Raw genomic sequence first — 25,664 nt, forward strand, 5'->3', positions numbered from 1 at the left:
TGTCCGGCCGCCCGTTCCCAAGATGCGCGGCATGAGCTCCATGTGGGTCCTGGAAACGCCGCCGCCGCCGCCGGACGCGCGCATCGCCTATGGCGAAGCCCCGCAGCAGTTCACCGAGCTGCGCAAGCCCAAGGGCAAGGGCCCACACCCCGTGGTCCTCTTCGTCCACGGCGGCTTCTGGCGCGCCGAGTACGGCCTGGAGCACGCGGGCCACCTGTGCGCGGACCTGACGAAGCGCGGCTTCGCGACGTGGAGCCTGGAGTACCGGCGCGTGGGCCAGGACGGCGGCGGCTTCCCCGGCACCCTGGAGGACGTGGCCTCCGCGGCGGACCACCTGATGAGCGCGGCTCCGTCGCTGGGGCTGGACCTCTCCAACGTGGTGGCCATGGGCCACTCCGCGGGCGGACACCTGGCCATGTGGCTGGCCGCGCGGCACCGCCTCACACCGAAGCACCCGCTGTACCGCGACGCCCCGCTGAAGCTGAAGGGCGTGGTGTCCCTGGCCGGTGTGCTGGACCTCGCGCAGGGCGCGGCGCTGGACCTGGGCAACGGCATCGTGAAGACCTTCATGGGCGGTACCCCGGAGCAGGTCCCGGAGCGCTACGCCGTGGCGTCCCCCGCCGCGCTCCAGCCCCTGAAGCTGCCGCAGGTCCTCCTCCACGGCACCGAGGACGACACCGTCCCCCTCAAGGTCAGCGAGGGCTTCCACGCCCGGGGCGTCCAGCAGAAGGACCCCGTGCACCTGGTGCCTCTGAAGGGCGCGGGCCACTTCGAGCTCATCGACCCGCGCTCCAAGGAGTGGCCCCGCGTGGTCCAGGCCGTGAAGAACCTTCGCTGAGCGGCCAGCCAGCCGGGCCCCCTGTTCCCCGCTCGGATGGGGAACCGGGGGGAGCGCCTTGCGCCCGTCCGCGCCTCCGGATGCGCACCCTGTTCTTCGGTCCTGAAGGCAGGGAGGAGCACACCGCATGGCGACGATGGACGTGATGCGCGGGCCGGGCATGGACCGGCTGTCGCGTGGCGCGAAGGAAGCCGCGAACCACCCGTGGGCGAAGAAGCTGGGCCGCATGGGCTACGCGGCCAAGGGCTGCGTCTACGCCATCATCGGGGTGCTCGCGCTGAAGCTCGCGGCGGGCGAGGGCGGACGCGCCACGGACAGTCACGGCGCCGTCGCCACCGTGGCGCACGGACCCTTCGGCATCGTGCTCCTGTCGCTGCTGGCCGTGGGCCTCGTCGGCTACGTCATCTGGCGCTTCGCGCAGGCGTTCGCGGACACGGAGGACAAGGGCTCGGACGCGAAGGGCATCGCCACGCGCGCCATGTACTTCGTGAGCGGCGTCATCTACGGCTCGCTGGCGCTGTTCGCAGTGAAGACCGTGGTGGGCGCGTCACAGGGGAAGGGCAAGGGCACCCAGGGCTGGACGGCGACGCTGATGGAGCAGCCCTTCGGCCGCGTCCTGGTGGTGCTGGTGGGACTGGGCATCGTCGGCTTCGCGCTGAAGCAGTTCCACACGGCTTGGAAGGCGAAGTTCCGGGAGAAGCTCACGCTCACGGGCCTGGCGGCGGCGCATCAGCACCGCGTGGAGCGGGTGTGCCAGTTCGGCATCGCCGCGCGAGGCGTCGTGTTCGCCGTCATCGGCGGCTTCCTGGTGCTCGCGGGCGTGGACGCGAACCCGGGTGAGGCCAAGGGCCTGGGAGAGGCCCTGGCTGTTGTCGCCCGCCAACCCGCGGGCGACGTGCTCCTGGGAGTGGTGGCGGCGGGCCTGGTGGCCTACGCCGCCTACCTGTTCCTCCAGGCGCGCTACCGCGAACTCTAGAAGAGGTTCCAGAGGTACTGGTTCGTCACCTCATGGTGGAACTGGATCTCCGCGTCCTTCACGCGGGTGCCCAGCTGCTTGGGGCAGCGGTCCGCGGAGGACACCTTCAGCTCCGCGTACTTGCCCTGCACCTGCTCACCCAGCGTCTGCGCGATGAACTGGCTGCCCTTGAAGAAGCGCACCGCGTCGTAGATGTTGTCCGGCAGGAAGCGCGTGCGGCTGCGCTTGGTCTCCGCGTCCTCCTGCGGCTGCGGGCCCTCCAGGCCGGTCTTCAGCAGCGTGAAGAGCACCATGTACGGGTTCGCGTCCGGCGCCACGGAACGGCACTCGACGCGCGCGCTGCGCTCGTTGCCGAACGGGATGCGCACCATGGCGCCGCGGTTGTTCGCGGAGGCCTTGATCTGGTTGGGCGCCTCGTAGTGCGGATCCAACCGGCGGTACGAGTTCACGCTGGAGTTGAGCACCAGGCAGATGTCGTTCGCGTTGTTCAGGATCCGGTCGATGAACTCCCAGCCCATGGCCGACAGGCCGTCCTGACCGCCCTTGTCGTAGAACAGGTTCTTGTTGTTCTTCGACAGCGACATGTTGATGTGCATGCCGTTGCCGTTCACGCCCGTGACGGGCTTGGGCAGGAAGCTGGCCGTCAGCCCCTGCTGAGCGGCCACCTGGCGGCAGAGCAGCTTGTAGAGCTGGATCTGGTCGGCGGCGACGAGCGCCTCGCTGTACGAGAAGTTCATCTCGAACTGGGAGGGCGCCACCTCCGGGTGGTCCTTCTCGTTCTCGAAACCCATGGCGCGCTGCGCTTCCGCGGCCTTGTCGATGAAGGCGCGCAGCCCGTCGCCCGGCAGCGCGTGGTAGTAGCCGCCGATGGAGATGAACTCGAACTTGCCCTCTTCGTGGTAGTGGCGCTCGGCGTCACGGTTCTTGAAGAGGAAGCCTTCGATTTCCGGCGCCGCGTGGAACACGGTGCCGTCCTTCTGGAACAGCTGCTCGGTGGCGCGCTTGAGCTGCCCGCGCATGTCCGAGTGGTACGGCGTGCCGTCACGCTCCAGCACTTCGCAGAACGCCAGCACCTTGCCGGGGCCGAAGATGTCGGACGGCAGCCAGTAGAACGCGCTCCAGTCCACGTTCAGGCGCAGGTCGCTCTCCGCCTGCGCGGAGAAGCCGCGGATGGAGGAGCCGTCGAAGGTGAGGTTGTCCGCGCTCTTGAGGAGGAACTTCTTGTCGTAGTCCAGCATGTGCAGCCGGCCTTCCAGGTCGGTGAAGCACACGGTGACGGCCTTGATGCGCTTCTCGTCCGTCAGGTACTTGATCCGCTCCTCGCGAACCTTGTCCGGCGACTCGCGCTTGATGCGCTGGCGCTTCACCTTGAGGTTGAGCTCCTCCAACTCGTCGTAGGGAATCTCCAGGAAGTCCCGCAGCGGCTTCTGCTCCATGGTCCTGCCTCCAGGCGTGTCCCCGGTTCCGGAATACCGGCGGAGACATCAAAAGCACGGGCGCAGGTATTTACATTCCGCGATGCGAAATCAAGCCTAATTTCGGCGGACTGAAGGCTAAAGGTTTTGTTGGGGCGCGCACGGACGCTCGAACGTCAAGGGACGGGGTGCCTGACGCCCCGGCCAGTGGACACTGCGCGCCGCGCTGCATTGGCCGCGTGTCCGCATTCGGACGCGAGCTACGGGAGGGGAACGAGCCCCTGCTCGGGCAGGGCGGTGCCGGCGGGCCACAGCACGTACGCGGCCCCCCGGGAGTGCTGCCAGGCGCGCCACAGCTCGGCGCGGGGGTAGGTGGCGTGGGTGGTTTCGTTGGAGCCGAAAGCAGGGTCGTTGACCACGACGTCGCCTTTGTCGGTGAAGCCCTTCACGACGATGAGGTGGCCGTCGGTGCGGCGGGAGGCGCCGCCGGGGAGCTCGCCGGGTTCATAGGCGATGCTGATGCTGACGGGGATGCCGGCGGCGACGAGGCGCTCCACGGGGGCGAACGAGTCGAAGCGGGCGACGAGTCCGTGCAGCGCGCCATTGGACATGCTGGAGGCGTAGGCGGTGTTGAAGGCCCAGTTGCCGGTGCCCTTGTAGACCCAGTCATAGGTATGGGCGGCGGCGGTGGGCACGGGGTGTTCCAGGTCCGCGCGGCCCAGCTTCCGGCTCCAGTAGCCGAGCAGCATGGTGGTGGACGTGGGGGAGCACCAGACCTCGCCGCCGTCGGGGTAGATCATCTGCGAGTAGCCCGGCACGTCGAGCACGACGCCCCAGCCGGTGCGGTCCGACGTGGCGTCTTGGGGCTTGAGGCGTGTGTCGGTGACGGCGGCGGCGAGCGCCCGGACGCGGGGACTGATGTCAGGGCGTTCGGAGAAGAGGTGGACGGTGACGCGCAGGGCGTCCGCTCGGCGCTTGAGGTTGAGGGTGTCGGTGAGGACGTTGCCGTCGGCGTCGCCCTGGCCGTCCACGCTGTGGCGCGCGACGGTGGTGGTGTCGAAGGCCCAGACGCCCAGCTCGTAGTCTTTCGTCCAGGTGCCTTCGATGCGGGCGGAGACGGAGAGCTTCACCCAGGTGCCGGGAGGCGTCTGGGCGTCGAAGGACGGCACCACGCTGTCGAAGCCGCCGGGGACGGACTGGACTTCGGAGGTGGCGGTGCCGACGCGGAAGGTGCCGCCGTTGTAGAAGCTGCCGCCGTCGAGCCAGCCGCCCGCGGGGAACGGGTCGGTGCCGTCCTTCGCGGTGGAGGGGTCCAGCTCCAGCGCGCCGTCGGCGGTGACACGCGTGCCGTCGCGGGAGAAGCGCGCGAGGTCGCCTGACACGGACGTCTTCTGCCACAGGCGCGCGGGCGAGCCTGCTTCCGGCGACGTGTCCGGAGGGGCCGACGGCGGCGAGGAGGCGCAGGCCCAGATGCAGGTGGCCAGCAGGACGGCGGAGAGGACGCGAGCGCGGGCGTTCACGGGACTGAGTTTCGCAAACGCCCGCGCGGGGGCTCAAGTCGGATTCCTGGAAAGTCCGACCGGGCGGACAGATGTCGGTCCAGGCGCTGGAATGTCAGACGCGGTTGCTAGAGCGCCGTGCGCGACCCTGCGGTGCGGCATCACGCTCCGTGGGTTATGGGCATGACCTCGCCCTTGGAGAGTCCATGCGCACCCTCAAGGACTTGAGTGACTTCGTGGAGAAGGAGTCCGTGGCTGAAGGTCCTTCCGCTCAAGCGGAGCTGCAGGCCTGGCGCGAACGTTTCCGCATGGCCCGGGAACTGGCCATGCGGAAGGCGCAGGGGAAGAGCCTCGGAGACTCGTGAGAAGAGGCGGCTCAGGCCCAGAGGTCCTGCTCCAGCGTGTCCAGCAACGCCAGGGCCGCCTCGGGTGTGGGCATGCCCGCCATCGTGATGATGCTCGCGTCGAGCGGCACCGCGACGTCCTCGCGCAAGGCCGCCACCGCGCGCTTCTGGGCCTCGCGCAGCGCTTCACGCTCCTCGGCGGACAGACGCGGCCGGGCCCACTGGTCGATGTCCCACGACAGCGCCGCGTGCCGCGTCTCGTCCTCCGCGATGCGGACCATGGCGTCGCGCACCTCCAGGTCGCGAGCATGCAGCGCCTGGTGGTGGGCGAGCAGCGCGCCGTACGTCTCGCGCACGCAGCCCTCCACGGCGTTCTCCAGGGCCACGTCCATCAGCGAGCGCGGAGGCAACTCCTCCACCACCGGACGCTGGGGCGTGCCACCGAAGCGGCGGGCGAGCCGATCCGTCACCTGGGTGTGTTGGACCTCCTCCATGGCGCTCCTGCGCGCCGCGTCCTGGAGGCCCACGTCCGCGCCGTGTAGCGCCAGCTCATCCCGCAGCCGCAGGAACGCATGCACGGACGCCGCCTCCAGGTGCGCCGCGTTCGCGAAGTAGCGGCCCAGCGCCTCCGGGCTCTCGCAGGCCTCCGCGACCTGGAGCCCCACCGGCCGCCGGCCGATGTTGCAGTTGGGGTCTCCCTTCTCCAGGACGCGCTTCTCCTGCTCCTGGAGCTCGCCGGAAGCGGAGACCCGCACCACGTGCTGCGTCAGCTCCGTGCCCGGCCCGCAGGCGTAGCCCTTCGTCCCGATGACGTTGAAGCTGCCATCCGCGTTCTTCTTCACCGCGCCCTGCTCCTTCTTGCCGCAGATGAGGGAGTAGCCGGACGCGAAGGTCTTGAGCACCGCCTCCTGCTCCGTGTCGACAGTGCCCAGCACCTGCTGGAGCTCCGCCAGCGTCGAGTGCGTCTTCACCTCGTCACCCCGGGTCGTCACCAGGAAGGCCTCGCTGCAGAAATCCACGCAGACGTGGTGGAAGCCGGCGGTGACGTTCGCGTTCTCCAGCGCGGCCGTGCACGCGGGGACGTCGGTGGCCGTCGCGCAGGGCTCGCCGGAGGAGCTCACGTTGACATAGGAGACGGGCGGCTGGCCTCCGTTGGAGTTGATGTAGCGCAGCTGCACGAAGTCCGGCTCCGGCGTCAGCGTCAGGTCACTGACGGACAGGCCTTGAACCGAGCACGCGACCTCCGAGTAGCCCGTCAGGTCCACGCTGCCCTCCGAACCGTCACAGCCCGCCAGCACCAGGGGCGTGGCGAGCGAGGCGTGCAGGGCTCGCGAGAAGAGACGGCGCAGTCGATGGATGTTCAAGGGAGGCTCCTGGGAAGGAAGTGTGTCCGGATCCCTGAGCAATGCGGATGCCAGGGCGTCTTCTCAGCGGAGTCACTCTTCCGCGTTGCCCCGAAAGGCCGAGATGGACTCGGAAAGTTGAGGGGGACAGGACCTGGACGCCGCGCTCGCAGGGCGACCTGGAACCCTACCTGCCGTCGGGGCAGACCGAGTCTCCCTCCGCCAGGACGCGCGTCTCCAGCTTCTGGACCGTACCGGCCGCGGTCACCTTCAGCACGTACTGCGTCAGATTCGTGCCCGGTCCGCAAGCGTAGCCATTCGTCCCGATGACATTGAAGCTCCCATCCGCGTTCTTCTTCACCGCTCCTAGCTCCTTGGCCCCGCAGACGAAGGAGTAGCTGGATGCGAAGGCCTGGAGCACCGCCTCCTGTTCCGTGTCGATGGTGCCCAGCAGTTGCTGGAGCTCTGCCTGCGACGAATACGTCTTCACCTCGTCACCCCGGGTCGTCACCAGGAAGTGCTGGCGGCATTCGCGCGTGCAGTTGTAGTGGAAGCCGGTGGTGACGGCCGCGTCCTCCAGCGCGGTCTCACACGCGGGGACGTCGGTGGCCGTCGCGCAGGGCTGGCCAGAGGAACTCATGCTGACAGAGGGGGAGCGCGTCTGGTCTCCAAGGGGGTCGGGGTCGAAGGAGCGCAGTTGCACGAAGTCCGGCTCTGGGGTCAGCGTCAGGCCGCTGACGGAGATGTTCTGGTCCGTGCAAGCGATCTCCGAGTAGCCCGTCAGGTCCACGCTGCCCTCCGGTCCGCCACAGCCCGCCAGCACCAGGGGCAGGGTGAGCGAGAAGAGACGACCGAGTCGATGGATGTTCAAGGGAAGCTCCTGGGAAGGAAGTGTGTCCAGGGGCCCTGAGCAATGCGGATGCCAACGCTTCCTCGCTGGAGGGCTGGGGCTCCAGAGGACTCGAAAAGCCGAGCAGGGCTCGAAAAGTTGAGGGGGCGGGGCCCGGACGCCACGCTGCGCGCATGAGCACGGATCCGGTCGCGCCCCGGTTCCGCTGGGCGATGGAGGTGCTGTCCGTCGCCCCGGACGCGCGGGTGCTGGAGGTGGGGTGTGGTCACGGCATCGCTCTGGGGCTCGTGGCCGCGCGGCTTGTTGGCGACGGGTGCGTCCTGGGCATCGACCGTTCGGAGAAGATGATCACCCAGGCGCTGCGGCGGAACGCGGACGCCATCCGCGCGGGACGTGTCCTGGCTCGCACCGGGACGCTCGCGGACGTGGAACTGGGACTCGAGCTGTTCGATGTCGCCTTCGCCATCAACGTCAGCCTGTTCTCGGAGGACGACGCGCGCGCGGAGCTTTCGCGGCTGCGGCAACACCTGCGTCCCGGTGGCGCGCTCTACCTCTTTCACGAAGCGCCGGTTGCCGCTCATGCGAAGCGCTTCGCCACGGTGGCCGCGCGGAACCTGGATGCACAGGGTTTCACCGTGCGGACCGTCCCCGCCGCGCCGTCGCGCGCGTGCGTCGTGGGGCAGGCGTCCGGGTAGCGGCACGGTCCCCACCGGGTGGGGAGTCCCACCGCTTTCGACGCGACCCGTAAGGCAGCCGAAGCGTTTGCCGGATGTCAGACCGAGTGGATAGCGTGCAGCTCATGCCGGACATCCGCCTGCCTGCCGAAGCGAAGTACAAGAACGAGCTGGACGCCCTCGCCGCGCATGACGACAAGCCCCGCCCACCGGGTTGGGCGCTGTCGCCTCGCGCCGTGGAGACGTACATCCTGGGCAGCCCCAAGCCCGTGGGGGGCGTGACCATCACGCCCAAGTACGTGGGCGACAAGGGGCTCATCCAGGTGTGCATCGCGACGCTCGCGTCGGACCGCGCGCTGATGCTCGTGGGCGAGCCGGGCACCGCGAAGAGCTGGCTGTCGGAGCACCTCTCCGCGGCCGTCAGCGGCACGTCCGCGCTCGTCGTCCAGGGCACGGCGGGGACCAGCGAGGACCACATCAAGTACTCGTGGAACTACGCGCTGCTGCTCGCGCAGGGCCCCACGCCGGAGGCGCTGGTGCCGTCGCCCATCCTGCGAGCCATGCGCACGGGCAAGTTCGCCCGCTTTGAAGAGGTGACGCGCACGTCGCCGGAGATTCAAGACTCGCTCATCTCCATCCTGTCGGAGAAGCAGGTGTCGGTGCCGGAGCTGGGAGAGGTGACGAGCGCCCAGCGTGGCTTCAACCTCATCGCCACCGCGAACACTCGCGACCGGGGCGTCAACGAGATGAGCGCCGCGCTCAAGCGCCGCTTCAACTTCGTCACCGTGCCGGTGGTGGAGGACCTGGAGCAGGAGATCCAAATCGTCACCAAGCGCGAGGCGGAGCTGCGCACGGACTATCAGGTGGGCGTGCCGCCGCCGGAGGAGCTGTCGCGCGTGCTGCTGACGCTCTTCCACGAGCTGCGCAAGGGCGTGACGAAGGACGGCAAGACGAAGGTGCGCACGCCGGGCGCGGTGCTGTCCACGGCGGAGGCCATCAGCGTGCTGTTCAACAGCTCCATCCTCGCGCAGCAGTTCGGCTCCGGGACGGTGACGTCGCAGGAGCTGGCGGCGTCGCTGGTGGGCGCGGTGGTGAAGGAGCAGGAGGACGACGTGAAGGCGCTGCGCGAGTACATGGAGACGGTGGCCAAGGGGCGCACGGGCCCGTGGAAGGAGCTGTACACCGCGAGCAAGAAGCTCCTGAGGGGCTGATGGACTTCGCACTGCTCTCCCGGGTGCAGCACTTCCCGGTCCGTCACCACTCGCCGCGCACGACCGCCGTGCTCCTGAAGTGGCTGGAGCGCGTGAAGCCCGCCGTCGTCCTGGTGGAGGGGCCCTGCGACGCGACGGCGCTGGTGGACGTGCTGTGCGACGCGCAGACCCGGCCGCCCGTGGCCATCCTGGGCTACCGCACGGACGGCACCCCGTCCTCGTCGCTGTGGCCCTTCGCGGCTTACTCGCCGGAGTACCAGGCGCTGAAATGGGCCCGGGCGAACGGCGCGCGGGCGGAGTTCATCGACATCCCGGTGGGCGTCAGCCTCGCGGTGGACCGCCATGCGCCCGGGCCAGGCGTGGAGACGGAGGCCACGGAAGAGGTCGCACCCGTTCCCGATGAGGCGGTGCCGCTCACGGAGGCGTTCGCGCGCTCGCAGGGCTTCCGCTCCTTCGAGGAGTTCTGGGAGGCGTCCTTCGAGGCGCCGGACTGGAGCCCGGAGCAGTTCCGGCCGGTGCTCACCGCCTGGGCGGACGTGGTCAACGCGGGGCCTCGGCCGGGCTACCACCGTCAGCGCGACGCCTTCATGGCGCGCAAGGTGCTGGAGGTGGTGGCGGGTGGCGTGGCGCCGGAGAAGGTGGCGGTGGTGGCGGGCGCGGCGCACACCGCGGCGTTCCTCGCGGGGGACGTGGACCCGAAGGAGGAGGCGAAGCTGCCCGAGGCCGGGCCGTGCGCGGTGACGGTGATTCCGTACAGCTTCCCGCGCCTGGCGGAGCAGCTGGGGTACGGCGCGGGCAACCGGGCGCCGCACTTCTACCAGAAGGCCCACGAGGCGAACTGTGACTTCCGGCGGGCCACGCTGGAGGTGCTGCTGGACTTCGCCTCTCACCTGCGGATGCGCGGCTTCTCCGCGTCGCTGTCGGACGTGCTGGAGGCGTACCGGCTGGCGGTGACGCTGTCGGACCTGCGCGAGAAGAGCGCCCCGGGCCTGGACGAGCTGCGCGAGGCCACCGTGGCCACGCTGTGCCGCGGAGACGCGACGCACGTGGACAGCTTCCTGTGGAAGAGCGTCATCGGTCACGAAGTGGGGCAGGTGGCGAGCCGCATCGGGCAGAACTCGCTCCAGGCGGAGTTCTGGCGCGAGGTGGGCGAGCGGCGGCTGCCGCGCACGGATAGCCCGGAGACGTTCACGCTGCGGCTCAACAACCCGGTGGAGGTGGGCTCCTCCGTGTTCCTTCACCGGCTGCGCGTGGCGGGCATTCCGTACGCGTCGCTGTCCGGGACGGGGTCGTCGCGCAAGCAGGGCGCGGAAGGTGAGGCCGGCGGTTACGCGGCGCTCACCCGCGTGCGCGAGGCCTGGCAGGCGCAGTGGACGCCGTCCACGGACGTGGCGCTGGTGGAGAAGATTGTGTTGGGCGACTCGCTGGAGGGCGTGACGACGCGCGTGCTCCAGGAGCGGCTGACGCAGGCGAAGACGACGGCGGAGGCGGCGGACGTGCTCCTGGAGTCCGTCATCACCGGCTGCTCCCAGACGGTGGCGCAGGCGCTCAAGGCCTGTGACGCGCACGCGGCCACGGACGCGGACCTGCCGTCGCTGGCGAGCGCTGCTCGGGCGCTGTCGGGGTTGATGGCCTATGGCACCTCGCGCGCGCACTCGGCCGTGGGGGACGAGGCGGTGGCGGCCCTGGGGGAGAAGACCTTCGGCCGGGCGCTCCTGCGCGTGCGCGAGGCCAGCGCCTGCGCTCCGGAAGGAGTGCTCCCGGTGCTGGAGGCGCTGCGCACGCTGCACGAAGTGGCGCTGTCCCAGCCGCGCGCGGACAAGGAGGGCTGGCTCGCGGAGGCGCGCGGGTTGATGGAGAGCCACGCGGTGCACCCGGCGACGTCGGGGCTGGCCACGGGCCTGTTGTACCTGGCGCGCGAGCTGCCGGAGGCGGAGGTGGCGCTGGAGGTGGGACGGCGGCTGTCGGCGGCGGTGGAGCCCTCGGACGCGGCGGCGTACCTGGAGGGCTTCCTGCAGGTGAACGCGCTGGTGCTGGTGAAGAGCCGCGACGTGGTGAAGGCATTGGATGACTTCCTCACCAGCGTGGAGCCGGAGCGCTTCCGGCAGACGCTGCCGGTGCTGCGCCGGGCGCTGGGCGCGCTGGGGGCCACGGAGCGCCGCTACCTGATGGAGAACGTGATGGGCGTGCGCCAGCTGAAGGACAAGGGCCGCGCGGTGAAGGCGGTGCTGGAGGAGAAGGACAAGGCGACGCTGAAGGACCTGAGCGCGGACCTGGGCAAGGCGCTCGATGACCTGGATGACCTGCTATGAGCGTGGACCCCAAGGACCTGGACCCGAAGGACCGCGACGCGCTCTTGCGCTGGCGGCTGGCGCTGGGCCCGGAGGCGGAGAAGACAGGCTCTTGCCCTTCCCTGGGCGAGCTGGGCGCCAGCGCGGACACGGTGGACCTGAAGGGCGACGACCTGGAGGGCCTGGATGACGCGCTCTCCTTCGTCTACGGCGAGCGCTCCGCGGGGCGCGGCGGTTCCAAGCCGTACCTGCCCAAGTGGCTGGGCGCGCTGCGCGACTTCTTCCAGGACGACGTCATCGCGCTGGTGCAGAAGGACGCCATCGAGAAGAAGGGGCTCACCCAGCTGCTCTTCGAGCCGGAGACGCTGCCCTTCCTGGACAAGAACCTGGAGCTGGTGACGACGCTGGTGAGCGCCCGGGGGCTCATCCCGGAGCAGGCCAAGGACACCGCGCGCGCCATCATTCGGGAAGTGGTGGAAGACCTGCGCAAGAAGCTGGAGTCGCCGCTGCGCACGGCGGTGCTGGGGGCGCTCAGGCGCGACAGGACGAGCCCCATCCCCATCGCGCGCAACATCGACTGGCGCCGCACCATCCGCTCCAACCTGAAGGGCTGGGACGCGGAGCGGAAGCGCCTCATCCCGGAGCGCTTCTACTTCTGGCCCAACCAGCGCCGTCACCACGAGTGGGACGTGACGCTGGTGGTGGACCAGTCCGGCTCCATGGCGGAGAGCGTGGTGTACAGCTCCGTGATGGCGGCCATCTTCGCGTCGCTGGACGTGCTGAGAACCAGCCTGGTGCTGTTCGACACGGAGATCGTCGACATGACGCCCGTGCTGGCGGACCCGGTGGAGGTGCTCTTCTCCGCGCAGCTGGGCGGTGGCACGGACATCAACCGGGCGGTGGCGTACGCGCAGGAGCACTACGTGCGCCGGCCGGAGAAGACGCTCTTCATCCTCATCACCGACCTGTACGAGGGCGGCAATGCCGAGGAGTTGGTGGCCCGCTTGAGGCAGTTGGTGGACTCACGCTCCAAGGTGCTGTGCCTGCTGGCGCTGTCTGACAGCGGGCGGCCTTCGTATGACCACGCGATGGCGGAGCAGCTCACCGCGCTGGGGATTCCGTGCTTCGGGTGCACGCCCCGCAAGCTGGTGGACGTGGTGGAGCGGGTGATGCGCAACCAGGACCTGGCGCCGCTGCTCGCGTCCGTCGACAAGAAGGGGGAGCGTCATGGCTGAGGTACGGCCCGTCATCGGGATGGGCGGAATGACGGAGATCATCAGCGACAAGGCGGAGCTGGCCAAGGGCGCTGAGCTGTTCGACGGCAAGCAGCTCACCAACCTGTCGCGCTTCGAGAACCGGCTCTTCGCGGACGCGTCGGGCTCCGGGGCGACGCCCTACAAGGTGTCGCTGGTGTTCGGCGAGGTGCGCTCGGACGTGAAGGGGCGGTGCTCGTGCATGGCGGCGCGCTCGCGGCCCTTCTGCAAGCACGCGGCGGCGCTGCTGGTGGCGTGGGCCCGGGCCCCGCAGGCCTTCGTGACGGCGGAGTCGGCCCCGGCCGCGCCCGCGGGCTCCAGCGGCGCGAAGAAGAGCGTGAAGAAGGGCAAGGCCGAAACTGGCGACCTGATGAAGGCGGGCGTGGCGCAGGTGTCCACGCTGGTGCGCGAGCTGGGCCTGTCCGGCGTGGCGTCGCTGGGCGCGGAGCGGCCGGAGCAGGTGCGCGCGCTGGGCGAGGCGCTCCGGGCCAACGGCCTGCGGCGGCTGTCCGCGCGGGCGGTGGAGCTGGCGGGCCTGTTGGACGCGGCGGCGGCTCGCACGGGCACGTTCGAGGCGCCGGTGTACACGGACCTGGTGGCGGACATGCTGCTCACCGCGCGCAAGGTGGAGAAGCACCTGGGCGGTGACGCGCTGGAGCCCCGCCACGTCGAGGAACTCATTGGCAAGACGTGGACGAAGAAGGACCGCGCGCCCGTCGAGGGGCTCAAGCTGGTGGAGTACGCGTTCTCCTCCAAGGTGACGCCGGACCGGTTCATGGTCCGCGAGAGCCGCTTCGTGGACCTGGGGTCGGGCACGCACTACAGCGAGAAGCAGATCCTCCCCGCGAACCTCAAGACGGTGGCGCCGAAGAACAGCCACGCGGGCGCGGTGCTTCAAGGCGCGCATGGCGGGCAGTACCCGGGCTTCGCGCCGCACCGGCTGGACCTGGAGTCGTGGAAGGACGCGCCGTCGGTGGACGGGGCGGCGCTGGAGCGGCTGGTGGAGGTGGCGCTGCCGGATGTGGGCGCGGTGATGACGGCCTTCCAGGAGCACCGCAAGGACGTGTTCGCGCCGGACCTGCTGCCGGTGTCCGTGCGGGTGGAGACGCTGCTCGCCAGCGGGGCCCGCTCGCAGTTCGTGGATGGCACGGGACGCGGACTCTTCCTGCCCGCGGACCCGTCGCTGGAGGAGCCGCTGGCGAGCGCGCTGGAGGACGCGAAGCTCCTGGCGGTGCTGGGCGACGTGGGCCTGGAGGCGGCGCTGCCGACATTGTTCCCCTCGGCCATCGTGGTGCGGACGCCGGAAGGGTTGGACCTGCGCCCGCTGGCGCGCGCCTCGGACGTGCCCGTGTCGCCCCGGCGGCGCGGCCGGGTCCGGGCCCCCGCGACGCCGAGCGCGCTGCCCCGCAGCGGGTGGGCGGACGCGGCGCGGGCGGCGGGTGCGTCGCGGGCGGCCATCGCGTTGGCGGAGGTTCGCGACGAACTGGCGGACGCGTTCGCCAGCGGCCTGTCGGCGGTGAGCCCTCGCACGGTGGAGCCGCTGGTGTCCCGGCTGAAGGAGCTGGGGCTGGAGAAGCCGGGCGCGCTGTTGGAAGCGCTGGCGCAGCGGGCGGACCCGGCGGAGCGGCTGGATGACTTCATCAAGGTGTACCAGGTGCTGGGCATCGCGCTGGTGCGGCTGGCGGGCGCGGTGCAGGTGGACATGGCCGGATTGGAGTCCGTGCCCACGCACCCGAGCATCCACGTGCACCGCCCGGAAGAGGTGCTGAGCCCGGGAACGGCGATGGTGCGCCGGGCGCTCGGGGAGCTGACGCGCTACGAGGCGGCGGCGCACGCGGCGCGCTACTACGCGGGCCTGGGGCCGGACGCGCTGATGCGGGAGCTCTACCCGGCGTGGAGTGATGGCTCGGCGAGCGCCTTCGTGGCGCGCACGGTGGCGGCGCGCGGAGAGGAGGCGCTGGGGGTCGTGCGGGGCGCGCTGAACGAGCGCCACAGCCGCATGGTGCGCCGCACCGCCATCCGCGTGCTGGGCGCGATGGGCGGAGTGCAGGCGCGGCGCGAGCTGGACGCGTTGACGCGCGCGGGGCACGACATGGGCCTGCGCCTGTTCGCTCGGGAGACGCTGGAGGACGTGCAGGCCCGGGAGACGGGAGAGAAGGCCGTGGTGGAGCTGGCGCGGCGCCGCAAGGACAAGGCGGTGCCGTTGATTCAGGCGGCGCTGTCGGAGACGACGAAGGACGCGCGCGGGGCGGCCGTGGCCATGCTGGCGGACCTGGGCACCGTGGCGATGCCCGTGCTGCGCCAGGTGCTGAACACGGACCCGGCGCGCGAGGTGCGGCGCGAGGCGGCGGAGGCGCTGGCCCGGATGGGGGACGCGGACGTGCTCGGCCGGTTCGTCGACATGGTGCAGGGCCGCGGCCATGACGACGTGGAGGCGAAGCACGCCGTGTACGCGCTGGGCATGCTGGGCGACGTGCGCGGCGCGGAGGCCCTGCTGCTGGCGTTCGCGGACGGGTGGAAGCCCAGTGTCGTCGCGGAGGCCATGCGCACGCTGGGGCTGGCCCTGCTGCGGCCCGCGCTGAACCTGGCGGAAGAGCGTCCGGAGCAGTTGGAACGGCAGGCGCTGCGCGGCCTCTTCGACGCCTTCGACCCGTCCATCCTGGCGAAGGAGCTGCTCGCCCGCGTGGTCAGGTCCAGCATGCACGTGGACCTGCTCAAGCGCGCGGAGGCGTACCTCAAGGTCGCGGCCGTGAACCCCGCGGTGGGCAAGGTCGTGGCCGCGCGCCTCATGGAGCTTCCCGCCGTGGCCGGGGACAGGGCGCTGGCCAAGGCGGCGAAGAAGCTCTTGTGACGCTCAGCTCGACAGCTTCGAGGTGAGGTCGATGCTCGTGGGCGCGGCCGGCACGGGGAAGGGCTTGCCGGCGGCGCCGCTGAAGTCGAGCGTGTCCAGGTTGACCGAGTACACCAGTGGGTTGGCGTAGAAGCGAACGGGCAGGGTGAGCGCGACGTGCCTGGCGCCCAGCTCACGAAGTCCACACGGGAGGCAGGCGCGTCCCGGTCAAACGCGGAGCCATTGCGTGGCGTCCGGAATCCGGACAGCCTCCGCACCGCATGACGGATCCCGCTCCTCCTCCCGAGCCCCCACCGCGCCGCGACGACACGCTGGGCGAGTTCGACCTGCCGTTCTTCGAGCGGCTGGCGCTCCAGATGCAGGGCATCGTCATCGCGGTCGTGCTGCGCGTCACCGACCTGCTGCTGCTGCTCCTACGCCCCCGGCTCCTGAAGCCGTATATGGGACTGTGGTGGCAGCGCATCCTGTGGACGCCCTACCGCTGGCGGCGCACCTTCGAGATGACGCGGGCGCTCCAGACCACGGGCCAGTCGTTCCGCGAGCTGATGTACGGCGAGACGCCGCTGGTGACGGCGCTGTGGTTCCTCAAGAGGGCGGGCGTGGGGCGCGGCAGCCGGGTGGTGGACCTGGGCGCGGGGCGCGGACGCGTGCTGCTCGCCGCGCGCTGGTGGGGGGCCGGGGCGCATGGCGTGGAGTTGATTTCGGACCACGTGGCGCGCGTGGCGCCGTGGCTTCAGCCTGCGGGCATCACCTTCACCGTGGGTGACATGACCCGCGAACCCCTGGGAGACGCGACCCATATCTTCTGCAACTGGGTGGCGTTCAGTCCGGAGACGAAGGCCCGGCTCGTCACCCACCTGCGCACCTGCGCTCCCGGCACGCGCATCATCACCGTCACCCGTCCCATCCAGGCGGAGGGCTTCAGCGGCCACTCCTCCCATTGGATGCTGTTCACCTGGGGCCTGGAGAAGGTCTGGCTCCAGCAATACCTCCCAGGTCCCATCGCATCACCCTGACACGGGAAGGTCGGATGAGACTCCGCGCCTCCCCGACGTTACTCGTGATTAACTTGGAAAGACGGGCGGCGGCGTTCCTGTTGCGAGAGGTAATGGTGATGACCCAGTGGCGGAACAAGGAGCCTGACGTGACCCGCGAGAAGCTTCTTCGGGCGGCCGCGGACCTCATCCTGGCTCAGGGGCTTCAAGCCGTGACGCTCGACGCCATCGCCGGGCGGGCAGGGGTCCCGAAGGGGGACCTCCTGGAGCACTTCCAGAGCAAGCCCATCCTGCTCGATGCGCTGTTCGACGACGTGACCCAGCGCTTCGCCGGGGCCGTCGCCGCCGAGATGGCGAAGGATCCGGACGCCAACGGCAGGGGAACCCGCGCGTATCTCCGGGTGACGGTCGCCGCTCCCTCCGATGACGACGAGGCCCGCGTCATGCGCTCGCTCATCGGGCTCATGCTCTTCGACCCGGAGGTCCGGGAGCTCTGGAGCTCCATCTGGGACGAGGCGCGGGAGGAGCAACTCAGCCCCCAGGAGCAAGAGTCGCCGGAGCTCACGCTCTGCCGTCTGGCGATCGACGGGTTGTGGATGTCGGACCTGCTCGAGCACCGCACGGTCTCAAGCCAGACGCGCGCGGCGGTCATCCGCCGAATCGAAGAGCTCACGCGCAAGTAGCCTGGGCGCCCGCGGGTCTCCGCCGTGATGGCCAGCGAGTGGCTGTTGCCCACGGCGGTACGGGTGGATTCCGTGGGCCTTACGAGCCGGGAGGAAAGACGTGTCCGCGCAGCCCGTGGCGCCGATGATCAACCCCAGACACAACGCCAGCCGGAGATTCGCCACGGTCCTGCTGGGGTTCACGCACGCCTCCTGAGCAAGCACCGGAGGTGATGCCAGGGCCCGTGAGGAGGTGGCGCCGGTGTGTCAGCGCGTCAGGTGCTTCAGCGTGAGGTAGACGAACTCCGCGCCGGGCTGGAGTGACGCCACCGGGACGCGCTCGTTGGGGGCGTGCGCGGTGCGCGCGTCGTCAGGCGTCAGCGCGAAGAGGTCGATGCCGTAGGCATGAATCCCCGCGCGGCGCAGCGTGGCGGACTCGGTGGTGCCGGTGGACATGCGCGGAATCACCGGCGCCTTCGGCCACACCTTCGCGGCTGCGGCCTTCACCGCGCGGAACATGGCGTTGTCCCCCACGGGGGACATGGGCGAGTCCGGCGGCGACACGTCCATCTCCACCTGGATGTCCTGGTCGTTCACCGCGGCGACGATGCGCTCGCGCACGGCCTTCGGGTCCGCGTCCGGCAGCAGGCGGCAGTTCACGGTGGCCTCGGCGGTGGCGGGGATGACGTTGGACTTCGTGCCCGCCTTGAACACCGTGGGCACGCACGTGGTGCGCAGCACGGCGCCCAGCGCGGGCTCCAGCCGTGCCACGGTGGCCACCGCGTCCTCGGGCGGCGCGTCCGGCGAGGCGGCGATGCGGCGCAGCGCTTCACCCAGCTCGCCGGGAGTCGCCTGTGCTCGGCCCTGCACGTGGAGCCTGGCGGCGGGTGTCAGGTGCGCGGGGAAGGTGAGGGCGCCCACGCGCGCCACCGCCGCGGCCACCCGCACCAGGGGCCCCGCGTCCACGGGCGGCGCGGAGGAGTGACCGCCGGGGCCGGTGGCCTTGAGCGTCACGTTGCGGGACACGCGCTCCGCGGCCTGGAGCGCCACGAAGCGCACCTCCTTGCGGTCCGGTGACAGCTCCGTGAGGCCGCCCTCGTTGAGCGCGAACTCCGCCTCCTTGAGCTCCGAGCGGTGCTCCATCATCCAGTCCAGCCCCTGTCCGGAGCCCACCTCTTCATCCGCGCCCAGATACAGAAGGATGTCGCGCGAGCGTGTGCCGCCCTCCTGCTTCAGCCGGCGCAGCGCGAGGATGCTCGCCGCCGCCATGCCCTTGTTGTCCTGCACACCGCGTCCGTAGAGCAGGCCGTCCTTCTCCGTGAGCGTCCACGGGTCGGTGGCCCACTCGGTCTTCACGGCGGGCACCGTGTCCAGGTGCGCGAGCACGAGCACCGGCCGGCCCTTGCCGCTGCCCTTCAAGCGCACCAGCAGGTTGCCGCGACCGGGCGAGGGCTCGATGAGCTCCGCTTCGATGCCGGCCTCGCGCAGCCACTTCGCCGCCACCTGGGCCGCGGCCGTCTCGTTGCCGGGCGGGTTGGAGGTGTCCGCGGCGACGAGCTCCGCGAGCAGCGTCCGCAGTTCATCCTTCGGCGCGGGACGGGATGACGCGGCGTGGCTTGGACCCAGCGCGAACAAGGCGATGACGAGGGGCAGAAGACGCATGGAGTAGAGGCTCGCGCCTTCCGGCCCGGGAAGGCAACGGAAGCGGTGTTTGCGAGGAGTGCCGTGTTAAGGGAAGGGCCCTGGAGGGATTCCGCCATGGCCTCGCCGTTGAGCTTTCGCACCGTGGAGCTGCCGCTGCGTCACGCCTGGACCATTGCCCGGGGCACGAGCACGGTGAAGCGCAACGTGTTCGTGGAGGTGCGCTCGGAAGGACACGTGGGCTACGGCGAGGCCGCGCCGAACGTGCGCTACGGCGAGTCGTGGGAGACGGTGGAGGCGGCGCTCCACAAGTTGTCCCCTGTGCTGGAGGGCCGCGACCTGCGCCACTTCCGCGACGTGTCCGAGGCCGTGGACGCGGCGCTGCCGGACAACCCCGCGGCGAAGGCGGCGGTGGACCTGGCGCTGCATGACTGGGCGGGCAAGGTGATGGGCGTGCCGCTGTACCGGATGCTGGGCGTGGACCCCGCGCGGCAGCCGGTGACGTCCATGTCCATTGGCATCGACGTGCCGGAGACGCTGGCCGTGAAGGTGCGCGAGGCGGCGGACTTCCCGGTGCTGAAGGTGAAGCTGGGCGCGGACCGCGTGCAGGAGGTGTTCGGCACGGTGCGCGCGCTCACGGGGCAGACCATCCGCGTGGACGCGAACGAGGCGTGGAAGCCGGACGAGGCGCTGGCGCACATCCAGTGGTTGTCCACGCAGGGCGTGGAGTTGGTGGAGCAGCCGCTGCCCGCGGCGGACGTGGAGGGCGCGAAGTGGCTGCGCGCGCGCTCGCCGCTGCCGCTGGTGGCGGACGAGTCGCTGACGAAGGCGTCGGACGTGCCGAAGCTGGCGGAGGGCTTCCATGGCATCAACGTGAAGCTCCAGAAGAGCGGTGGCATCCGTGAGGCGTTGCGCATCATCGAGACGGCGCGAGCGTGCGGCCTGAAGGTGATGTTGGGCTGCATGGTGGAGACAGGGCTGGGCATCGCGGCGGGTGCGCACCTGGCGCCGCTGGTGGACTGGGTGGACCTGGACGGCAACCTGCTGCTCGCGGAGGACCCGTACCGCGCGCATCCGGTGGTGCAGGGCCGCATCCAGCTGGGCGCGGGCGCGGGCCTGGGTGTGGAGCCCCGGTGACGCCACCGCTCATCCAGGATCCGATGGCGGTGCTCGCCGTGCTGCTCGCGGTGCTGGCGGGGTTGTATGCGTTGCAGCGCTACCCGGCGGTGGCGCGGTTCTTCAACGTCGTGCCGCTGCTGGTGTTCGCGTACTTCGTGCCGACGCTGCTTTCGAACACGGGCGTCATCCCCACGCAGTCGGAGTTGTACCGCTTCACGCGCGTGTACCTGCTGCCCGCGAGCCTGGTGCTGCTGGTGCTGTCGGTGGACCTGCCGGCCATCGCGAGGCTGGGGCGCAACGCGGTGGGCGTGTTCCTGGCGGGCTCGGTGGGCATCATGGTGGGCGGGCCGCTCGCGTATCTGGCGCTGGGGTGGTTGGTGCCGGCGGAGCTGGGGGACCAGGCGTGGAAGGGATTGGCGGCGCTCAGCGGGTCGTGGATTGGTGGCAGCGCGAACTTCGTGGCGATTGGCCAGAGCGTGGGCGCGCTGGACAGCACGTTGAGCATGCTGGTGGTGGTGGACGTGGGCGTGTCCAACGTGTGGACGGCGGTGCTGCTGTCCTTCGCCGGGCGTGAGAAGGCGATGGACGCGAGCATCGGCGCGGATCGGACCGCGCTGGACCACGTGCGCGAAGAGTCCGCGCGCATCCAGGCGGCGTCCGCGAGGCCCGCGAGCCTGTCCGATTTGCTGTCGATGCTGGCGGTGGCGTTCGGCGTGACGGTGGTGTGCACGGCGCTGGCGAAGCTGCTGCCGGACCTGGGCAACGTGGTGACGGGCTTCACGTGGGTGGTGCTGCTGGTGACGACGGTGGGCGTGGTGCTGTCGTTCACGCCGGTGCGCAGGCTGGAGGGCGCGGGGGCGAGTCGGATGGGCTCGCTGTTCCTGTACCTGCTGGTGGCGACGATTGGCGCGCAGGCGGAGTTCCGGCGGCTGTGGGACGCGCCCGCGCTGGTGGCGGTGGGCGCGCTGTGGATGTGCATCCACGCGGCGGTGACGATGGGCACGCGCCGTTGGCTGAAGGCGCCGGTGTTCTTCGCGGCGGTGGGGTCACAGGCGAACGTGGGCGGCACGGCCTCCGCGTCCGTGGTGGCGGCGGCCTTCCACCCCGCGCTCGCGCCGGTGGGCGTGCTGCTCGCGGTGCTGGGGTACGTGCTGGGGACGTACTGCGGGCTGGTGACGGCGCTGATGCTGGAGCAGGTGCACCAGCTGATTCACTGAAGGGAGTCGCGGATGCGGACGGTGCTGCTCTGGGCAGGGCTCCTGGCGATGAGTGGTTGCGCGACGAAGCCGGAGGCGGGCGCTCCTCGTGAGTCCCTGAAGGCGGTGGTGGAGTCACTGGCGGGCGAGGCCACGCGCCTGTCGCCCGGGACGGACCTGTCGCTCGCGGTGATGGACCTGCGCACGGGCGAGACGGCGAGCGTCTCCGGCCTGGAGCCGCACATCTCCGCCAGCTCCGCGAAGGTGTTCTGGGTGGCGGCGGCGTTGGGACAGCGGGACCTGGCGACGGTGGCACCGCTCGCGGAGAAGGTGTTCCGCACGTCGGACAATGAAGCCTCCGGCGAGGTGATTGACCTGGTGGGCGGCCCGGATGCCATCAATGTCTATCTTCGCGGCCTGGGTCTGGAGCACACGGCGCTGACGAAGTGGAACTACGGCCGGGAGCGCTGGGCGACGAACTCTCCGCGGGTGATGGGGCGGGACAACTACTTCTGCGCGGACGACATGGTGTCGTTCCTGGCGCGGTTGGAGCAGCGGGAGCTGATGGAGCCGGAGCCCACGGCGCGGCTGCTGAAGTGGATGGAGTTGACGCCTCGGGAGGGCTGCGGCGGTTGGCTGGGAACGCGCCTGCCCGCGAGCGCCCGCGCGTCGCTCCAGCACAAGGGCGGGTGGCTGCCGCCGGGCTGCTGCGGGGATGACGCGCGCTACAACGTGCTCAACGAGGTGGGGCTGGTGACGCTGCCGGACGGTGGCCGGTACGCGGTGGCCATCCTGGCCTCGAGAGGACCGGACTGGCCGAAGCAGGCGTTCTTCGTGGAGCGTGCGTCGTGTGTCCTGTACCGGCACCTGGCGAAGGACGCGGCGCTGGACTGTGGAGAGGCCCTGGCCCGGGCGGGAGGCCCGGTGCCCGTGGTGCTGGAGCCCGGAGCGCCCGCGCCGAACTACGACTGCGAATGAGAAGGTGAGAATCCCGTCAGGCTCCCCGCCGGAGGCGGACCGCGAAAACCTGTCCGACAGTCGGACAGGTTCGGGCAACGGAGACCTGTCGGACAGTCGGACAGGTTCGGGCAACGGAGACCTCTCGGACAGTCGGACCGGTTCGGGCAACGGAGACCTCTCGGACAGTCGGACCGGTTCGGGCCATGGAAACCTGTCGGACAGTCGGACCAGTTCGGGCCACGGAAACCTGTCGGACAGTCGGACCCGTCGGGACCGCGCGACGAAAACCTGTCCGACAGTCAGACCGGACGGCACATGGCGGAAGGCTGTCCGACAGTCGGACAGGTCCGGACGACGGAAGGCTGTCCGACTGTCCGACAGGTTTGGGACCGGCCCGGCCGGGAGGTGGCCGTCATGCCGGAACCCTATCGGACTGACGCGGGGGGACATGGCGCCTCGTTCCTGGCATGGAGCGTGAAAGTAGGACTGATGCCTCCGGAGCGCGCGGCGCTCCCATGTGAAGCCGGGCCGTTAATGCTGTCCGACGTGAATCACGGGGAGGTGTAGCCATGATGGATCCGCAGGCGTGGCGCAGGTTCTCGGAGCGGCTCGGGGTGGAGCATTCGATCATCCAGGCGCCGATGGCAGGGGGCCTGACGCCGCCGGAGTTGGTCGCGGCGGTGTCGGAAGCCGGCGGTCTGGGCTCGCTGGGGGCCGCGTACGTGCAGCCGGAGGACATCGTCCAGCAGGCCCGCGCGGTGCGCTCACTCACCTCACGGCCCTACGCCATCAATCTCTTCGCGCCACAGCCCGCGGTGGCTCCCTCGGACCCGGGGCCCACGCTCGCCATCATCGAGCGCTTCCATGCCGCGCTGGGGCTGCCTCCTCCCGTGATTCCGGCGACCGCGATGCCGGACTTCGCGAAGCAGGTGGAGGCCGTGCTCGAAGCGGCGCCGACGGTGTTCAGCTTCACCTTCGGCATTCCGCCCGCGCCGGTGCTGGAGGCGTTCCGGTCGCGCGGCATCCTCGTCGTGGGCACGGCGACGAACGTGCGCGAGGCCCAGGCACTGGAGGCCGCGGGCGTGGATGCGATTGTCGCGCAGGGCTCGGAGGCGGGAGGCCACCGGGGCTCCTTCGGCGGTTCGTTCGAGGCGGGCATGGTGGGCACGATGGCGCTCGTGCCGCAGATGGTGGACGCCGTGCGGGTGCCGGTCATCGCCAGCGGCGGCATCATGGACGGACGCGGTATCTCGGCGGCCCGGATGCTGGGCGCGGCGGCCGTGCAGCTGGGCACGGCGTTCCTGCGGTGCCAGGAGTCCAGCGCGGCGGCGGCCCACAAGGCGCTGTTGCGCGAGGCCCGGGATGAATCGTCACGCATCACCCGCGCCTTCTCCGGACGCCCGGCCCGCGCGATTCCGAACGAGCTGACCACCACGCTGGAGGAGGCCGGAGCCATCCTGCCATTTCCGCAGCAGCACGGAGCCACGCGCACGCTGAGGGCTGCGTCGTCGAAGCAGAACGACACGCGCTTCATGGCCCTGTGGGCGGGGCAGGGCATTGGCCTCTCGCGAGAGGGCCCCGCGGCGGACCTGGTGCGCGCCCTGGTTGTGGAGACCGACGCCGCGCTGGCCGCCGTGCGCGGCTGATTCAGGACGTCGACGGCGGGCCCATGCTCCGGCCCGCGATGCGCTGGCGCAGCGCCACGAAGTACATGCTGCAGAACGTGGCCACGAGGACCGCGGCTTCATCCCAGTAGTCCAGCGGGTCCTCGTTCTCGTCCAGCAGCGACAGGCTGAGTAGGCACAGCACCACGTGCACGGCGAACACGGGCAGCGACGCCTGTCCCAACGCCTCCAGCACCTTGGGACGCAGCCATTGGAACAGGCGGGGCGCGAGCCAGCTCGCCAGCAGGGCCACGGCCAGGAAGTTCACGAGCCGCAGCGGCGCGAGCGACCACTTGTCGAACAGCACCCCCGCGGCGCCCAGGTCCACGTCGAGGTGGCGCACGACGAAGAACCCCAGGCTGACGACGATGGCGCCCGTGAGGAGCCGGCGGGACACGGGCTCGCGCTGCTCCGGCGCGGTGGCGCGGGCCACGCCCATCCACACCCCGAGCACCCAGAGGAACTGCCACGCGAACAGGTCGAACGCGCCCGACAGGTCGATGCTCAACGGCGGCCACGGCAGCACGGGGATGGCGACGAGCAGGTCATACAGGGCGCGCTTGAGGCCCACCTGCGCCCAGACCCAGATGAGGGCGCTCAGCCCCAGCACCCGGGACCAGCCCTCCTTGCGCGCACCGAGCAGCACGGCGGGCGTGAGCAGCAGCAGCACGACATAGAGCGGAAGGATGTCGAGCAGCGGGGGACAGTAGAGGAGGAACAGGCTGCTCCACAGGGCGGTGAACGGATCCTGATGGAAGAAGCCAATCAGGTTGTGGATGGCGGGCCTGCGCGCGGCGACGCCCAGCGCGGCGATGATGGTGAACGCGAAGAAGAGCAGGGCGACGTGGTAGCCGTACACCTTGAGGGCACGGCTCCAGAGGCTCTTGAACATAGCCACGGGGCTTGAGGTCCCCAGCTTCTTCGCGTGCACCACGCCCACGAGGAACGCGGAGAGGAACACGAAGCCCTCGGCGGCGGACACGAAGCCGAACGGCTGATTGCCGATGACACTCAGCCGGGTGGGCAGGTGCGTCAGCGTCATCAGGACGAGCAGCACTCCGCGCAGGCTGTCGAACTCGGGGCGGCGTTTCATGGCGGGTAGACTCTCTTCACCCATGCCACAGCCCCACGTCCCGGGTAAACCGCACCGGTCGCTCGGATCCAGTGTCACTGTCCGGATGACACACATGGCCGTCATCGCGTGGATGCTGCTCGTGGGGACCGGCTGTGCGGCGTCCCGAAGCGTGCGCCTCAGTACGGGCCGGGGACCCACCCGTGTCCACATGCCACAGCGGGACCTCCGGCCCGTGGTCTTGGACGAAGGCGCCTTCGTGTCCGCGGTCGCGGGGCTCGCGCGCACCGCGCCTGTCTCCTTGCACTCCATGGAGGCGGCCCGCCGGCTGCTGGCGGCTTCGCTTCCGTCACGGCCCTATGCCCACGTGCGTGGGCACCTGGGGCTCGTCTCCGTGCAGGAGCCTGGGCGCGGACACCTCCGGCTCAGTGATGCTCCGGAGGCGGAGCTGGCGGCGGCGTATGGCCGATGGTGCAAGCGCAAGGCGCTCACTGGTGATTGTCTCCACCTGTTGGAGCGAGGGCCCACGCTGGATGAGGACGGCAAGCGCACGCTGGCCTTCTCCATCGCGTTGGACTCGGTGTGGGACGAGACGGAGGACGCGCTGCGCGGGATGACGGATCGCGAGGCCGTGCTCTCCATGATTGTCACGACGAGTGCCCTGTATCTGGGCCTGTGGTTGTTGCCGGAACTGTCATCAAAACACCTGTGTTAGCGGGAGTGGCTGCGACGACGATGATGTTGCCTCGTCCTTTGGCGGCTCGCTCCATGTGTAAGAGCGGCTTTGATGCGGCGCTCGATGGCGGGGGT

General features: G+C 70.2%; 21 protein-coding genes. 15 read left to right on the forward strand and 6 right to left on the reverse strand.

The window, feature by feature from the left end; all coding sequences use genetic code 11:
* The first annotated feature begins 31 nt into the window (after nt 1–31).
* Nucleotides 32–838, forward strand: a complete 807-nt coding sequence (locus D7Y21_RS19390; RefSeq protein ID WP_121714929.1) for a S9 family peptidase — start codon at nt 32–34, stop codon at nt 836–838.
* Nucleotides 839–965: 127 nt separating this feature from the next.
* The gene (locus D7Y21_RS19395) at nt 966–1,814 is read left to right on the forward strand and encodes a DUF1206 domain-containing protein (protein ID WP_120562188.1); all 849 of its coding nucleotides are present in this window, start codon (nt 966–968) and stop codon (nt 1,812–1,814) included.
* Here D7Y21_RS19395 and D7Y21_RS19400 read toward each other — a convergent pair.
* Together D7Y21_RS19400 and D7Y21_RS19405 are read right to left on the reverse strand one after the other, a co-directional pair.
* Nucleotides 1,811–3,250, reverse strand: a complete 1,440-nt coding sequence (locus D7Y21_RS19400) for a glutamine synthetase family protein (protein WP_120562187.1) — start codon at nt 3,248–3,250, stop codon at nt 1,811–1,813. The genes D7Y21_RS19395 and D7Y21_RS19400 overlap by 4 nt on opposite strands.
* A 239-nt stretch (nt 3,251–3,489) precedes the next feature.
* Nucleotides 3,490–4,749, reverse strand: a complete 1,260-nt coding sequence (locus D7Y21_RS19405; RefSeq protein ID WP_121714931.1) for a C39 family peptidase — start codon at nt 4,747–4,749, stop codon at nt 3,490–3,492.
* A 185-nt stretch (nt 4,750–4,934) separates the two neighbouring features.
* Between D7Y21_RS19405 and D7Y21_RS41835 the strand changes: the two genes are divergently transcribed.
* Nucleotides 4,935–5,093, forward strand: a complete 159-nt coding sequence (locus D7Y21_RS41835) for a hypothetical protein (protein ID WP_158627317.1) — start codon at nt 4,935–4,937, stop codon at nt 5,091–5,093.
* An 11-nt stretch (nt 5,094–5,104) separates the two neighbouring features.
* Here the strand turns inward: D7Y21_RS41835 and D7Y21_RS19410 are convergent, their stop codons facing one another.
* Complete coding sequence (locus D7Y21_RS19410) at nt 5,105–6,436, reverse strand: ferritin-like domain-containing protein (RefSeq protein ID WP_120562181.1); 1,332 nt, start codon at nt 6,434–6,436, stop codon at nt 5,105–5,107.
* A 166-nt stretch (nt 6,437–6,602) separates the two neighbouring features.
* Nucleotides 6,603–7,286 carry a hypothetical protein gene (locus tag D7Y21_RS19415; protein WP_121714933.1) on the reverse strand — a complete coding sequence of 228 codons (684 nt, stop codon included), beginning with the start codon at nt 7,284–7,286 and terminating at the stop codon, nt 6,603–6,605.
* 152 nt (nt 7,287–7,438) lie between these two features.
* On the opposite strand from D7Y21_RS19415, the gene D7Y21_RS19420 reads away from it, so the two are divergent.
* The 7 genes from D7Y21_RS19420 (at nt 7,439) to D7Y21_RS19455 (ending at nt 17,223) form a co-directional block, all read left to right on the forward strand.
* Nucleotides 7,439–7,960 carry a bifunctional 2-polyprenyl-6-hydroxyphenol methylase/3-demethylubiquinol 3-O-methyltransferase UbiG gene (locus D7Y21_RS19420; protein WP_121714935.1) on the forward strand — a complete coding sequence of 174 codons (522 nt, stop codon included), beginning with the start codon at nt 7,439–7,441 and terminating at the stop codon, nt 7,958–7,960.
* A gap of 74 nt (nt 7,961–8,034) precedes the next feature.
* On the forward strand, nt 8,035–9,150 hold the full coding sequence (locus D7Y21_RS19425) for an AAA family ATPase (protein WP_233591445.1): 1,116 nt from the start codon (nt 8,035–8,037) through the stop codon (nt 9,148–9,150).
* Nucleotides 9,150–11,462, forward strand: coding sequence for a DUF5682 family protein (locus tag D7Y21_RS19430; RefSeq protein WP_121714937.1), 2,313 nt, complete (start codon nt 9,150–9,152; stop codon nt 11,460–11,462). Before D7Y21_RS19425 ends, D7Y21_RS19430 begins: the two co-directional genes overlap by 1 nt.
* Nucleotides 11,459–12,676: a VWA domain-containing protein gene (locus D7Y21_RS19435; RefSeq protein WP_120562177.1), complete on the forward strand. Its 1,218-nt coding sequence runs from the start codon at nt 11,459–11,461 to the stop codon at nt 12,674–12,676. Before D7Y21_RS19430 ends, D7Y21_RS19435 begins: the two co-directional genes overlap by 4 nt.
* Nucleotides 12,669–15,545, forward strand: coding sequence for a HEAT repeat domain-containing protein (locus D7Y21_RS19440; protein ID WP_121714939.1), 2,877 nt, complete (start codon nt 12,669–12,671; stop codon nt 15,543–15,545). The genes D7Y21_RS19435 and D7Y21_RS19440 overlap by 8 nt, the downstream gene beginning before the upstream one ends.
* 260 nt (nt 15,546–15,805) lie before the next feature.
* On the forward strand, nt 15,806–16,561 hold the full coding sequence (locus tag D7Y21_RS19450; protein WP_233591444.1) for a class I SAM-dependent methyltransferase: 756 nt from the start codon (nt 15,806–15,808) through the stop codon (nt 16,559–16,561).
* A 128-nt stretch (nt 16,562–16,689) separates the two neighbouring features.
* Nucleotides 16,690–17,223: a TetR/AcrR family transcriptional regulator gene (locus D7Y21_RS19455; RefSeq protein WP_233591443.1), complete on the forward strand. Its 534-nt coding sequence runs from the start codon at nt 16,690–16,692 to the stop codon at nt 17,221–17,223.
* 246 nt (nt 17,224–17,469) lie between these two features.
* On the opposite strand, the gene D7Y21_RS19460 is transcribed toward D7Y21_RS19455, so the two are convergent.
* A complete protein-coding gene (locus D7Y21_RS19460; protein WP_120562175.1) occupies nt 17,470–18,864 on the reverse strand; it encodes a M20/M25/M40 family metallo-hydrolase in 1,395 nt (464 codons plus the stop codon).
* 96 nt (nt 18,865–18,960) lie between these two features.
* On the opposite strand from D7Y21_RS19460, the gene D7Y21_RS19465 reads away from it, so the two are divergent.
* The 4 genes from D7Y21_RS19465 to D7Y21_RS19485 all read left to right on the forward strand — a co-directional run bounded on the left by D7Y21_RS19465 (nt 18,961) and on the right by D7Y21_RS19485 (nt 23,764).
* Nucleotides 18,961–19,980 carry a dipeptide epimerase gene (locus D7Y21_RS19465; protein ID WP_121714941.1) on the forward strand — a complete coding sequence of 340 codons (1,020 nt, stop codon included), beginning with the start codon at nt 18,961–18,963 and terminating at the stop codon, nt 19,978–19,980.
* Nucleotides 19,977–21,179 carry a DUF819 domain-containing protein gene (locus D7Y21_RS19470; protein WP_233591442.1) on the forward strand — a complete coding sequence of 401 codons (1,203 nt, stop codon included), beginning with the start codon at nt 19,977–19,979 and terminating at the stop codon, nt 21,177–21,179. The genes D7Y21_RS19465 and D7Y21_RS19470 overlap by 4 nt, the downstream gene beginning before the upstream one ends.
* A gap of 12 nt (nt 21,180–21,191) precedes the next feature.
* Nucleotides 21,192–22,136, forward strand: coding sequence for a serine hydrolase (locus D7Y21_RS19475; protein WP_120562173.1), 945 nt, complete (start codon nt 21,192–21,194; stop codon nt 22,134–22,136).
* A gap of 551 nt (nt 22,137–22,687) precedes the next feature.
* Nucleotides 22,688–23,764 carry a nitronate monooxygenase family protein gene (locus D7Y21_RS19485; RefSeq protein ID WP_121714945.1) on the forward strand — a complete coding sequence of 359 codons (1,077 nt, stop codon included), beginning with the start codon at nt 22,688–22,690 and terminating at the stop codon, nt 23,762–23,764.
* Nucleotide 23,765: 1 nt separating this feature from the next.
* On the opposite strand, the gene opgC is transcribed toward D7Y21_RS19485, so the two are convergent.
* Nucleotides 23,766–24,875 carry an OpgC domain-containing protein gene (gene opgC, locus D7Y21_RS19490; protein WP_121714947.1) on the reverse strand — a complete coding sequence of 370 codons (1,110 nt, stop codon included), beginning with the start codon at nt 24,873–24,875 and terminating at the stop codon, nt 23,766–23,768.
* Nucleotides 24,876–25,089: 214 nt separating this feature from the next.
* Here opgC and D7Y21_RS19495 point away from each other — a divergent pair, with 214 nt between their 5' ends.
* Nucleotides 25,090–25,569, forward strand: a complete 480-nt coding sequence (locus D7Y21_RS19495) for a hypothetical protein (protein WP_199735448.1) — start codon at nt 25,090–25,092, stop codon at nt 25,567–25,569.
* Nucleotides 25,570–25,664 lie beyond the last annotated feature (95 nt).

The organism is Corallococcus sp. AB045 (genome assembly GCF_003668895.1).
Taxonomy (GTDB): Bacteria; Myxococcota; Myxococcia; order Myxococcales; family Myxococcaceae; genus Corallococcus; species Corallococcus coralloides.